We start from the raw sequence: 14,558 nt of genomic DNA on the forward strand, positions 1-14,558 counted from the left end.
CTAGAAAGCTAGTTGCAGGTTGCTCAAAACACTGTTTTGAGGTTGCAGATGGAAGCTGATGCGGTTTGAAGAGATTTTAGAAGAGTGTTAGGACTAGATTCTTTACCAATTGTTAAGATTTTCGTTATAGGATACTTACTCCCTCTTTTTTGTTATATTAAAATCACAAAAAAGATTGCAATTTCTTGCTCATTTTGATATATTTAACATATACAAAAAAACAAACTTGATGCTTAGTTGTGTATCCAGAAGGAGGTTATTTTTCTAAAAAGTAAACGCTTACTTAGCATCAAGGGAAAGAAAAGAGGATTTTAATGAAGAAAAGACTTTTCGATAAACGTTACCATTATAGCATTCGTAAATTTGCTATAGGTGCGGCATCTGTGATGATTGGGGCTAGTATATTTGGCTTGTCAGCTGTACAGGCTGAGGACTTGTCTACATCCAATACTCAAACAGAAGGAACAACGATTCATCAAGCCCAACCTTTAGATAAGCTTCCTGATGATGTGGCAGCTGCTATAGCAAAGGCTGATGGGAATGGTGGACGTGAGTTCGTAAAACCAAAAGTTGAGACAACAGAAAACAATGAAAGTAAGGATACAGAGTCTGCTAAAACTGTTAATGAAGGTAACCATGAATTGGTTAGTCCTAAAGTTGAAACTCCAAATAAGGTAGGAGAAGAAAACGAAGCTGAAGAGACAAATCCAAAGACTGTGGAAGATGGTCCGAAGTCTACAGCAGATGAAACAGATGTAAAAGAGGATACTAAGAAAATTTCAGAAAAGGATCAGGTAAAATCGACTGCAGATCTCAAACCTTCGTCTGAAAAAACGCAAGCGCTTTCTAAAGACTTAAGTGAAGCGGATGTTGAAAAAGAGAAGCAGCTATTATCGGAGCGAAAACAAGATTTTAATAAAGATTGGTATTTTAAACTAAATGCCCAAGGAGATTTTTCAAAAAAAGATGTGGATGTTCATGATTGGTCTAAATTGAATCTTCCTCATGATTGGAGTATTTATTTTGACTTCGATCACAAATCTCCCGCGCGTAATGAAGGTGGCCAGTTAAATGGTGGAACAGCTTGGTATCGTAAGACTTTTACATTAAATGAAGCTGACAAGAATAAGGATGTTCGTATCAATTTTGATGGGGTTTACATGGATTCGAAGGTCTATGTAAATGGTAAATTTGTAGGACATTATCCAAGTGGCTATAATCATTTTTCATATGATATTACAGAATTTTTAAACAAGGATGGTAGTGAAAATTCAATTACTGTTCAAGTGACCAATAAGCAACCAAGTAGTCGTTGGTATTCAGGAAGTGGGATTTATCGTGATGTAACTCTTAGTTATCGTGATAAAGTCCATGTTGCCGAAAATGGTAATCATATCACTACTCCAAAACTTGCTGAGCAAAAAGAAGGGAATGTTGAAACACAGGTTCAAAGTAAGATTAAAAATACGGATAAGAAGGCTGCTAAAGTCTTTGTGGAACAACAGATTTTCACTAAGGAGGGCAAGGTTGTATCAGAATTAGTGCGCTCTGAAACGAAGAATTTAGCAGAAAATGAAGTTGCAGATTTCAGACAAACAATCCTAGTTAATAAACCAACTCTTTGGACGACAAAAAGCTATCATCCTCAACTGTATGTGCTGAAAACAAAGGTTTATAAAGAAGGTCAACTAGTTGATGTAACAGAGGATACATTTGGTTACCGTTATTTCAATTGGACTGCTAAGGATGGTTTCTCTCTGAATGGTGAACGCATGAAATTCCACGGAGTAAGTATTCACCATGACAATGGAGCCTTGGGGGCAGAAGAAAATTATAAGGCTACCTATCGTAAATTAAAACTCCTGAAAGATATGGGGGTTAATTCTATTCGAACAACCCATAATCCAGCTAGCCCTCAGTTGCTTGATGCTGCGGCTAGTTTAGGTCTTTTGGTTCAAGAGGAAGCTTTTGATACCTGGTATGGTGGCAAGAAGACTTACGACTATGGACGGTTCTTTGATCAAGATGCAACCCATCCTGAAGCTAAGAAGGGTGAGAAGTGGTCTGATTTTGATCTTAGAACAATGGTAGAACGTGATAAGAACAATCCGTCTATTGTGATGTGGTCTCTTGGAAATGAGGTAGAGGAAGCAAATGGTAGTCCTCGTTCTATCGAAACTGCTAAACGTTTGAAGGCTGTCATTAAAGCGATTGATACCGAGCGTTATGTTACCATGGGTGAGAATAAATTTAGTCGTGCAGCGACAGGTGATTTCTTAAAAGTTGCAGAAATCATGGATGCTGTGGGTATGAACTATGGTGAACGTTTTTATGATGCGGTTCGTAGAGCTCATCCAGACTGGCTTATTTATGGTTCTGAAACCTCTTCAGCTACTAGAACGCGTGATTCTTATTACAATCCTGCTCAAATCCTTGGACACGATAACCGTCCAAATCGTCACTATGAACAATCTGATTATGGTAATGACCGTGTTGGATGGGGAAGAACAGCTACTGAGTCATGGACTTTTGACCGTGATCGTGCTGGCTATGCTGGACAATTTATCTGGACAGGAATTGACTATATCGGTGAACCAACTCCATGGCATAACCAAGATAATACACCTGTAAAAAGCTCTTACTTTGGTATTATTGATACAGCTGGTTTGCCCAAGAATGATTTCTACCTTTACCGTAGTGAGTGGTATAGTGATAAAGAAAAACCAACTGTCCGAATTTTACCGCATTGGAACTGGACTGAAGAGACCCTTAAGGATCGCAAGATGCTGGTCGATGGAAAGGTTCCAGTTCGTACCTTCTCAAATGCAGCAAGTGTCGAATTGTTCTTAAATGGAGAGTCGCTTGGTAAAAAGGAATTTACTAAGAAGAGAACAGAAGATGGACGTCCATATCATGAGGGAGCTAAACCAAGTGAATTGTATCTTGAGTGGCTTGTAAAATACCAACCAGGCACACTGACTGCGATTGCTCGAGATGAAAATGGCAACGAAATTGCGCGTGATAGTGTGACAACTGCTGGGGAGCCAGCAAGAGTTCGTCTGACTAAAGAAGAGCATGTTATCACAGCAGATGGTAAAGATTTATCTTACATCCATTACGAAATTGTTGATGGCGAAGGGAATGTTGTTCCGACAGCGAATAATCTTGTTCATTTCAATCTTCATGGTCAGGGACAAATCGTTGGTGTGGATAATGGAGAACAAGCTAGTCGTGAGCGCTACAAAGCTCAAGCAGATGGAATATGGCAAAGAAAAGCCTTCAATGGTAAAGGGGTTGTCATTGTAAAATCAACAGAAAAGGAAGGTAAATTTACTCTTTATGCAGATTCTGCTGGTTTAACTTCTGATAGCGCAACGGTCGCAACTGTGTCTGGTAAGAAAGAAAACCGTCATTTTGTAGCCTTTGCTCCTGTAAAAGCAACAACTGATGTGACTACAAATCCTGAATTGCCTCAAACAGTAACAGCTATTTATAGCGACGGCAGTGTTGAGGAAAAGACTGTAACATGGGACGTGCCAGCTGACTTGCTTACAAGTGCAGGTGAGAAAAAAGTATATGGACGTGTAGAAGGTTTGGAAAGCAAAGCTGAGGCCCTTGTAAAAGTGATTGCCTTAGATAGATGGTTACCAAAAGTTGCTACAGTACCAGTTGGTACAACTGCAGCTGATTTGGATAAAACGGTCACAGCTGTTCTGACAGATGGTAGTTTGATTGATACAGATGTTGTTTCTTGGACCTTGAAAGATCCTGCTGCTTTGAACAAGGAAGGGGGACGTACGGAGGCTACTGGTAAATTGGTAGATGACGACCGTGAAGTAACTGCAACCTTTATCGCAAGCAGTAAGGAAACAACAAGTAGCATTACAGGACTTACTGTTGGGGATAAAGTTCTTGAGAACTTCGAATCTGGCAAGACTTATTACCGTGTATCCCTTCCTTACACTGGAACAATTCCAAGTGTTGGGGCTCAGACTACTGGTTATCAAGTAACTGTTCAGCAAGCTTCTGCTGATAATGGTTATCAGGCCTCGGTCTTCTTGAGTGACCAAAAGGGTGACTTGGTTCAAACTTATTTAATTCAGTTTGTGAAGGAAGCTCCTGCCTTGAAACGTTTGGAAGTAGTTGTGGAAGGAAAAGAAACTGCTACTGAAGATCAGGTCTTAACTTATCGTGTCATTGGTAGTTATGAGGATGGTTCTCAAACAGAATTTTCAGCTTCAGATATTCACCTAGAAGCTAAATCATCTGATGGTGGGCATCTTGAGGTGAATGGACAGAACTTGTTGCTCTATACTAAGGGAAGAGTGACTTTGACACCTCGAATCGATAATCAAACAGAGAAAACAGAATCTGTAACTACTGAAGTGGTGATTAAAGAAAATAAAGTCAGCAAGAAGATTGTGAAACTTCATCCTGTATCTATTTCTACAGACATTAATCAGCAACCGAATCTACCTAAAGAAGTTGGAGCAGAATTTGATAAAGGCTTGCCTCGTAAGGTAGCTGTAACTTGGGACAAGGTAGATGAAAAAGAATTGGGCCGCTATCATAGCTTTACCCTTAAAGGACATGTAGAAGGAACAGACATTGAAGCTCAAGCAACGGTAACGGTTGAAGGTTTACAAGTTGCAGAGGAAATCAGCCTTACTCTTCCTAAGGGTGAGACAGTTCAATTGCCAGCTAATGTTCGTGCTTACCATTCTAACGGAACAACTATCTACAAAGATGTAGTTTGGGATCAGGTTCCAGTCAACTTTAGTCAAACTGAAGGGATCTATGAAATCAATGGTCGTTTAGTGGGTAGCAATCTTACCACTAAAGCTCATGTTCGAGTGTCTAGTCAAGTTGTTGCTGGAAATAATATCTCTAAACAATGGACAGGTTCGCAATTGCCAGCTGCTATTGTGTCCAATACAGGAGGAGATGATTCAGCTAATGCCTTGAACGACCTGACTGTATCAAGAACGCCAACAGATGCTAAAAATAGATGGACTACTTGGAGAACAAATACTGACAATGACTGGGCTTCAATCTTGTTTGGTAATTCAGGAGACTTGACGAAACGTTTTGTCAATAATTTATCGGTTGATTTCTATACTGATGGAGCAATTGGTCTTCCAAAAGAATATGTAGTTGAATATTATGTAGGTAAAGAAATTCCTGATTTACCAAGTGATGTCAGTCATGCGCAACGAGATAGTAATCATCCATTTAATAATCCAGACAATTGGAAAGCAGTTGAAAACTTACATGCTCCAAGTCAGCTATCTGCAACTCAAACAAATCACTTCACATTTGACAAGGTAGAAACCTATGCTGTTCGTATACGCATGAAGAAAGCAGATGGAACATCAGGTGTTGGTCTGACAGAGCTAACTGTCCTTGGAAACAAGGTCTTAAGCTCTACAAGTTCAGAGATTTCTATCAAGGTAGATGGCAAGGATCTTGAACACTTTAATCCATCTAAGACTGATTACTATATTCCTCAATCTAGCAAAGAAATCACTGCAACCGCTAGCAATAATGGTTTGGTAACAGTTGTTCCGGCAACCAGTCCAAAAGGTGCAACACGTCTCATCTTAAAAGCAGAAGATGGTACGGTATTGAAAGAATATCGAATCTTCCGCAATGATGAGAGAGAAACTAGCCAACCTCTTGCTGCAGAAAATAGTGCTAAAATTTTGAATGTTGGAGATGCTCTTCAACTTCCTTCAGAAGTCACTGTTTATTACCCAACTTCAACTACTTGGACTACAGATAAACTGGCAGTGAAATGGGATGCTATTCCTGAACATGCAACAGAGCATGAGGGAACATTTGAAATTACCGGTCATGTCATTGGTACAAATCTAACCACTAAAATGCAGGTGACAGTTGTTTCTAAAGGAAATCAAGTCATTTCAGAAAATCCAAGCAACAATGAAACGGATTCTAAAGCCTTTGCTTCGACAACGAACGATACACAAGCAGCTTCACATGATCGAATTTTCTATATCAATGATGGAAAATACAATGAAGATGGACGTTGGACAAACTGGTCTCGTACTCCGAAAAATGAAGAAACTTCTGTCGGACTACTCTTTAAGAAGGACGGTAAAATTGCCTCCCAATCTATTGGAAAAGTAGCCATTCAGTTCTTTAAAGATAGTGGAACAGATGCCCCAGAGAAAATGGTTCTAGAAAGATATATTGGTCCTGCCTTTACAGAACCAAGTACGATTTCTCGTTATGAAGAAAATGCTGACCATCCATTCAACAAGGCAGAAAATTGGGCACCAATTCCTTACAAAGCTTCTGGAGAATTAGTAGCTGGTAAACCAATCGAGTTTAACTTTGATCCGATTCAAGCGACAGCTATTCGTGCTCGAATGACTCGTAAGGCTACCACCAATGGTCTTGCACTTGTAGAATTTACAGCCTATTCTGCAGGCAAGGGAGCAGAAGTGGAAACACCATCAGCGACTATTTTGATCGATGGAAAAGCATTGGAAAACTTTGATCCCAATGTGACAGATTACACTCTAACAACAATGGGTTCAAAACCAAAAGTCACTGCAACAACTAGTGGACATGGAGTAGTTACAGTTGTGGATTCTGGAAATGCCAATCTTCCAACATTGGTTCGTCTTGTTTCCAAAGATGGAAATCTGGTAAAAGAATATCGTTTACACTTTAAGTCTACCTTCCAAACAACACCAACAGAAGGCGTTAAGAACTTAGTAGCAGAAACTCCAAGTTTGGAAATTGAAAAGACTCCGCTTCCGTTTAAAGAAGTTATTCGTGAAAACCCTGAACTTGCTCAAGGTCAACGTCGTATCGTTTCTGAAGGACAGGGTGGAGAAAAAATTGACTATATTCAAGTTTTGGGTACTACTAGAAGTCTTGTTCATTCTGAAGAAAGAAAGGCCCAGGATCGCATTATTGAAGTTGGAGTGAAAGCATCTATTTCAAGTAGTAAAGGCGAGGAGCTAGCTCCAGTCAATGAAGTTCCAGAATTCAAAGGTGGTGCTAACTTTGTAGAAGCAGCAGTAAACGAAGTTCCAGAATACACAGGAACTCTTGCTACTGTAGGAGATCAAGCGGCACCAAGCGTTGAGAAACCTGAATTTAAGGGTGGCGTTAATGCTGTAATGGCTCTAGAACATAAACTTCCAGAGTATCATGGTGTTCTAGCCACGGTAGGAAATGAGGAAGCGTCAGTTCTTGAAAAACCAGATTATCCAGTAGAGCTATTAGCTCATAACCAGACTATAAAACCAAATGTTTCAGTAGTCAAACAAGAGCAAAATAGATTACCAGAAACAGGTGAGGGAGAATCTGAAACAGCCATTTTCTTGGCGGGGGTTAGCTTGGCCTTGTCAGCAGCCCTATTAACTGCAAAACGAAAAGAGGATTAGTCTGGGCGTCTAATGCTATCCTATTGGTATAGCCTGGTCGATGATAAAAAATCACATCGATAAATGAATAGGTATACTATGATATAAAGCCTCAAGTTGAGGAGAAAATACAGTAGATTCTTGCATGATAAAACGCATGATATCAGGTTTTGCAACACCTGATAGATGCGTTTTTCTGATTTCTAAGACTTTTCTCAGTTTCTTTTCAGATGAATTTCTTGGTAGTAGCTAAAAAATATGCTACACTATTAATATGAAAATTTTAATACCTACAGCAAAAGAAATGAACACAGATTTGCCAAGTATCGAGGCAAATCCTTTAAAACCAGAAAGTCAGGCCGTGCTTGATGTCTTGGCCCTTTATTCTGCTAGTGATTTGGAAACTTTTTATAAGGTTTCAGCCGAGAAAGCGGCGGAAGAATTTCAACATATCCAAGCTTTGAAAAGGCAAACTGCCCAACACTATCCAGCTCTGAAACTTTTTGATGGGCTTATGTACCGTCATATCAAGAGAGACAAATTGACCGCGGCAGAACAAGACTATCTTGAAAATCATGTCTTTATTACTTCGGCTTTGTACGGTGTCGTTCCAGCCTTGTCACCCATAGCCCCTTACCGTTTGGATTTTTTGATGAAGTTAAAAGTCGCTGGTAAGACTTTGAAGAGCCATTGGAAGGCAGCCTATGATGAAGTTGTGAAGCAGGAAGAAGTGATTTTCTCTCTCTTGTCGTCCGAGTTTGAGACTGTATTTTCTAAGGAAATCAGAGAAAAAATGGTGACCTTCAAATTCATGGAGGATAGAGGCGGTCAGCTGAAGATTCACTCAACCATCTCCAAGAAAGCGCGTGGTGCCTTCCTGACAGCCCTGATAGAAAATCAAGTACAAACTGTGGAGGAAGCACGTCGCTTAAGCTTTGCAGGATTTAGCTTCCGAGAAGACCTGTCCCAGCCACAGGAATTGGTTTTTGTTAAGAAAGTATAAAATAAGGATAAAAGAAGAAAACTCAGCAAGGAAAAGTATTGCTGAGTTTTTTCTAGCTTATAAAGAGTTGGACAAATGAATCTCATTTGATAAGGTATTAAGATGATTGACCAAATCCATGATTGACAGATGGTTTCGGCAAATAAACTTTTTAGTGATGCCAGGAATATAGAAATTAGACACGATGATGTCATAATCTGTCTGATTTAAAATTTCAGGACTTGTTTCCAATTGATCCCAAATATCGAAGGTAAAGCGATTATTACAGTAATAGGAAAGCATGTCCATTAAGGTGAGGGATAGGGCATGGTCAAAGTTACTGATAATCAAAACCTTGATAGGTGGTCGATTGGCTAATAATTGAGTAGTGATATTTTCTGCATGGGTGAAGAGGGTGTAAATCAAGTGCTCTAATTGTTCAGGATAATCATGTTGCCCGATTGCTTGCCGATATTGAGCCAGTTCTTGACGAGCACTTTCCATAAAGTCTGGGAAATAGACCTTGAACTTTTCTAGTGTAATTCCCTTTTGCTCAAATAAGAGCGGTGTTGAAAAGGTTTCCTGTCTTTCAAAATAAGCTGTATTATGCAGATGCCAAATGAGTTCATCATGATTAGCAAATTTAATATTAAATGCTTTAGATAATCGTTCCAAAATTTGGCTTAATAATTGATAAGAACAGCGAGATTCATCATTTTTATTTAGAGAATCAAAGAATTGCTGTGGATCTAGAAAAATATCATTTTGAAGAAAGGAAATGAAAATTTGGGCCACAATATCTGGAGTCATTTCCAGTCCAAATTGTTGAGAGAAGTATGCAAGCTTGTCTTCAAAATCTGGTAAATTTATTAAAACAGGATAGTAGTCTTGGTAAAAATGATTCGGTAAATCAATGAAATGTCCATTTTTTACTCGATGAATACTAATTGCGAGCATCAGCTTATACATTCTATAGATTGCAAATCGCATTGGGTAATTTGTGGATTTATAGAAGTAGTCAGCGAACTCTGTTATGACTTTTTCAGAAATATCTGAGAAAGGCCAGTCTAGAAAATAATACCGCTCTGAAAAGTATTGGGCATAAAAATAGCGAATATCGATTTCATTTCCATTCAGGGATGTTGGAGTAAAAGACAGTTCAATTTGGAATTGTTTCGAGAGAATGGTGGTGATTCGATTTCCTAAACGATAAAGATTGGCATTACTAGAATGCAGCTTTTCTACAGTTCGGTAAATAGGTAATCCTTCGTTAAAAAACATATATTCTAGTAACTGAAAAGATTGGGAATGACTGAGGAAATAAATATAAATATCTTCTATACTTGCACCTGTATCTAGATTTAGTATAATGCCATTGATAGAAGATTGAATTTTGAAGTTTGGGAATGCTGTTCGTAGTTCGTTTAAGTCATTTTTCAGGATACGCTCGGTGCATTCTAAAGTTTGTGCTAACTCGTTTAGACGTATCCAATCTCGTTTCTGAATGAGTATTTCAAGTAGTCGTAATTGTCGTTGTTCCTTTGTAGATAATAGAGATCTCATAGGGTTCTATCCTCCTAAGCTCATTATATCATAGTCTATAATAAAAATGCTAATGTTGATATTGTTAAGATGAAGAATAATCCGATTTGATCTTAAAACAATATTTATGAATCGAATATAGGAAGGCAATTAAATGTTAATGGAATATTTGTATTGCTTTTACGATTACATTTTTACCTCTATATTATTTTTCTGTACCATTTGTACCAAAATATGAGAATCATTTTTTTGTCAGTAAATTCACTTTGATTAGAACAATTTAAATGAATCTTGAGGGAAAAAATACTATATATTAATTTGTGAAATCATATTGAATTATATAAAAAATAGATGTAAATTGTATAGTATAAAATTATATTGAGGTAAAGAATATGAAACAGGCACAGAGAAAATCATTTAATTGGTATAAAATGCAACAACGTTTCTCTATTCGCAAGTATCACTTTGGGGCAGCTAGTGTACTGCTCGGGACAGCATTAGTCTTGGGAACTGCTGTCAATACGCAAGCAGTACAAGCAGAGGAACACAATCCTGAGGCAACTAACAGTGTTTCTGTTGATAAGATAGCAGAAACTACTAAATCAGCAGAAGTTTCTACAGCTAAGAAAGAAACTACCTACCCTGCTCCAACTGTTGTTAATCCAGTAGAGGTAACTCCAGCTAAATCTGAAGCTGTTAAGGCAGCTGTAGAAAAGGTTGAAGGAGCTAAAGTGGAAAAAGAAGAAGTTTCTCATCAAAGTGCAGTTGATAAATCAAAATTATTAACGGCTCTTTCGCGTGCAAAAAAATTAGAAGCAAAATTATATACAGAAGCTAGTGCTGCAAACTTGAAAGCAAGTATCCAAGCTGGTCAAGGTTTGCTTGGGAAAGCAGATGCAACTGAAGCTGAAATATCAGCAGCGGAGTCATCTATTCAATCAGCTGTCATTGGACTGGAACTCCGCTCTAACTCTGATAAAGGAACTGTATCAGAAACTCCTGTAGCGAAGAAAGCTGATGCAGATGAAGCAGAAGAAGAAACTAAGCAAGCTCCTACAACTAATCGTTCAGCTCTTGATAGTGTTGTTTTGCCAGCTAGCAGAACTGCTAAAGTAGAAGCAACTTCAGCTCCAAAAACAACTAATGAAATCTTGAAACCAGGTTTAAGCCTTTCTGATGCTCGCCAAAATCCAGCTATCCGTAAGGAAGACTTGGAGAAGGGGCATAGTGGTTTTAGAGCAGCTAGCAATCCAGCCAACCCAATTGTCTCAGGTTCTGGGAATACAGTTGCATTTACAGATATCAGTCAAGCTGGTCGTAGTTATAGTTTCCGCGGCTATGGGAACGCACGTGGTGGTCATTCAATTCATTATGATGTGACGACAGTACGTCAAGGTAATAGATTGAATTTCACAATTCAATATTCTGGTCCAGGTGAATTTGTTAATAATAACTTTATCTTGGATAAAGGGGATGGATTTGGAAATCCTTCAAATGCAACTATCACAACTCCAAGATTAAGAGAGCAATCAAAACCTATTAGCCAGGGTGCCAACTTTGTATCTCACTCAGGATATACTATGACCTCTGCTACTGAAACAAGTATGCAACAGACAATCAGATTCAGTTTGCCAATCAACAATCCAAATGGTGATTTGTCTGTCCGTTTGAAACCTGTTACTTTTAACGTGGACCAAGGTGGTGGCGGAGCCGCTACTAGCAATGATCCATACAGTAACTCTAACTATTATTATAGAGCAAACCCACTATACTTGGATGCCAATCCAAATGGTGGTTCTAGTAACAAGGTTGTTACAGAAGACATTGACTTCCAAACAGTCTACCTTCCAACTAGTAAATTGCCAGAAGGCCAAACGAGATTAGTCAGAGAAGGTGAAAAAGGACAACGTCAAATTACCTATAAAGTCCATCGATTTGGTAACGAAACAATTCTAGGATTGCCAATTAGTAATTCTGTTACTAAAGAAGCTAAGCCACGTATTCTGCAAATTGGTGTGGCTAAAGAGCTAATCGATACAGTAAAACCACGTGTTGATCAAAATAAAGTTGGTGATACAAATAACCTCACTTTCTATCTTGATAACGATGGAAACGGTGTTTATACTGAGGGCGTAGACGAACTTGTTCAAAGAATCGCTATTAAAGATGGAGCCAAAGGTGAAAAAGGGAACCAAGGTGAACGTGGTTTAACAGGAGCCCAAGGTGCTAAAGGTGAAAAAGGGGACCGAGGTGAACGTGGTTTAACAGGAGCCCAAGGTGCTAAAGGTGAAAAAGGGGACCGAGGTGAACGTGGTTTAACAGGAGCCCAAGGAGCCAAAGGTGAAAAAGGGGACCGAGGTGAACGCGGTTTAACAGGAGCCCAAGGTGCTAAAGGTGAAAAAGGAGATCGAGGTGAACGCGGTCTAACCGGAGCTAAAGGTGAAAAAGGAGCCCAAGGTCAGGCAGGTCGTGACGGTGTAACTCCAACTGTAACCGTTAAAGATAATAAAGATGACGGCACTCATACTATCACGATTAACGACGGTAGAGGTAATGTTACAAGTACTGTTGTAAGAGATGGTTTCGATGGCGCAAGTCCATTAGTTGCGACTCAACGAAATGAAGCAGATAAGACAACAACTGTTATCTTCTATTATGACCAAAATGACAACAACGAATTCGATGCAGGCGATACAAAACTAAAAGAAGTCGTTATTGCAGATGGTGCCAAAGGTGAGAAAGGTGACAAGGGAGCAACTCCTAAAGTGACAACTGCTCGTGGAGCAGATGGCCGTAGTACTGATATTACATTTACAGTTCCTGGAGAAGAGCCTGTTGTAGCTAACATTAAGGATGGTAAAGATGGTCGTACACCAACTATTGACTTGAATGCTTTAGCAGAAGCAGCAGTAAGACTAAACAATCAAAGAAGCGGAAGAGTAAGAAGAGCATTATCAGACGCCCCATCTACAGCACCAGCACCACAACCAGTAGAAGGTACTCGTATTACAGCATACTATGATAACAATGGTAACGGTAAATACGATCCAGGTGTGGATGAATTAATTGGTACAAGTGATATCTTGAATGGTACAAATGGACGTAATGGTGCAGATGGAGCTTCTGGTACAGATGGTCGTAATGGTGCTGAATTATTAAGTGGACCTAAAGCACCAACAGCAAATGATGGTAAAGATGGTGATACTTATATCGATGCTACTACAGGAGATGTTTACAAAAAAGAAGGCAGAAACTGGAACCAAATTGGCAACATCAGAGGACCTCAAGGATTACCAGGTCCAAAAGGTGACAAGGGAGAAAATGGTCGTGATGGCTTCACACCAGAGGTAAGTGTCACAGACAATCACGATGGAAGCCATACCATTACCATTACCCAACCAGAAGGTCGTCCAGCTCTTACAACAATCGTTAAAAATGGTGAAAATGGCCAAACACCGAAAGTTAAAGCAGAACGTGATGAAGCTAAGAAACAAACGACTCTCACCTTCTACATTGATAAAGATGGCGATGGTAATTACACAGAAGGAACAGATACGCTCGTTCAAACATCCATCGTTAAAGACGGCCAAGACGGAGCAGCTGGACAAGCAGGACGTGATGGTAAAGAAGTTCTAAATGGCAAAGTAGATCCAACACCAAGAGACGGAAAAGATGGAGACAGCTTCGTTAATACTGCCACAGGAGATGTCTTCGTTAAGAAGAACAATACTTGGGAACAAGCAGGCAATATTAAAGGTCCTAAAGGTGACAAGGGTGAGAATGGAAAAGACGGCTTCACACCAGAAGTAACAGTGACAGACAACCATGATGGCACACACACCATTACTATCACCCAACCAGAAGGCAGACCAGCTGTCACAACAACAATTAAAAATGGAGTAGACGGCCAAACACCAAAAGTTAAAGCAGAACGTGATGAAGCCAAGAAACAAACCACTCTAACCTTCTACATTGACAAAGATGGCGATGGTAATTACACAGAAGGAACTGATACGCTCGTTCAAACATCCATCGTTAAAGACGGTCAAGACGGAGCAACAGGTCAAGCAGGACGTGACGGTAAAGAAGTATTAAACGGAAAAGTAGATCCAACACCAAGAGACGGTAAAGATGGCGATAGCTTCGTTAATACTGCCACAGGAGATATCTTCGTTAAGAAGAACAATACTTGGGAACAAGCAGGTAACATCAAGGGTCCAAAAGGTGACAAGGGAGAAAATGGTCGTGATGGCTTCACACCAGAAGTAACAGTGACAGACAACCATGATGGCACACACACCATTACTATCACACAACCAGAAGGTCGTCCAGCTCTTACAACAATCGTTAAAAACGGAGTAGACGGCCAAACACCAAAAGTCAAAGCTGTTCGTGATGAAGCTAAAAAACAAACTACTCTAACCTTCTACATTGACAAAGATGGCGATGGTAATTACACAGAAGGAACTGACACTCTCGTTCAAACCTCTATTGTGAAAGATGGCCAAGATGGAGCTACAGGTCAAGCAGGTCATGACGGTAAAGCAGTTCTAAATGGCAAAGTAGATCCAACACCAAGAGACGGAAAAGATGGAGACAGCTTCGTTAATACTGTAACAGGAGATGTCTTCGTTAAG

Annotated in this window: 4 protein-coding genes; 3 read left to right on the plus strand and 1 reads right to left on the minus strand. The window is 39.5% G+C overall.

Translation table 11 applies throughout. From position 1 onward, the window contains the following. Positions 1–314: 314 nt before the first annotated feature. Positions 315–7,418: an SIALI-17 repeat-containing surface protein gene (locus HMPREF0851_RS13035; RefSeq protein WP_000746498.1), complete on the plus strand. Its 7,104-nt coding sequence runs from the start codon at positions 315–317 to the stop codon at positions 7,416–7,418. A 253-nt stretch (positions 7,419–7,671) separates the two neighbouring features. Further along, the gene (yaaA, locus tag HMPREF0851_RS13040) at positions 7,672–8,400 is read left to right on the plus strand and encodes a peroxide stress protein YaaA (protein WP_009014407.1); all 729 of its coding nucleotides are present in this window, start codon (positions 7,672–7,674) and stop codon (positions 8,398–8,400) included. 57 nt (positions 8,401–8,457) lie between these two features. Here the strand turns inward: yaaA and HMPREF0851_RS13045 are convergent, their stop codons facing one another. Further along, positions 8,458–9,942, minus strand: coding sequence for a M protein trans-acting positive regulator PRD domain-containing protein (locus tag HMPREF0851_RS13045; RefSeq protein WP_001257178.1), 1,485 nt, complete (start codon positions 9,940–9,942; stop codon positions 8,458–8,460). A gap of 371 nt (positions 9,943–10,313) precedes the next feature. Here HMPREF0851_RS13045 and HMPREF0851_RS13050 point away from each other — a divergent pair. Continuing rightward, positions 10,314–14,558: G5 domain-containing protein (locus HMPREF0851_RS13050; protein WP_000806421.1), on the plus strand; the 4,245-nt coding region annotated here is incomplete at its 3' end.

The sequence above is a fragment of the Streptococcus sp. M334 genome, from assembly GCF_000187745.1.
Lineage (GTDB): Bacteria > Bacillota > Bacilli > Lactobacillales > Streptococcaceae > Streptococcus.

Coding starts and splice junctions, on each gene's coding strand:
- HMPREF0851_RS13035 (WP_000746498.1), top strand. CDS start 315: ATGAAGAAAAGACTTTTCGATAAACGTTACCATTATAGCATTCGTAAA.
- yaaA (WP_009014407.1), top strand. CDS start 7,672: ATGAAAATTTTAATACCTACAGCAAAAGAAATGAACACAGATTTGCCA.
- HMPREF0851_RS13045 (WP_001257178.1), bottom strand. CDS start 9,942: ATGAGATCTCTATTATCTACAAAGGAACAACGACAATTACGACTACTT.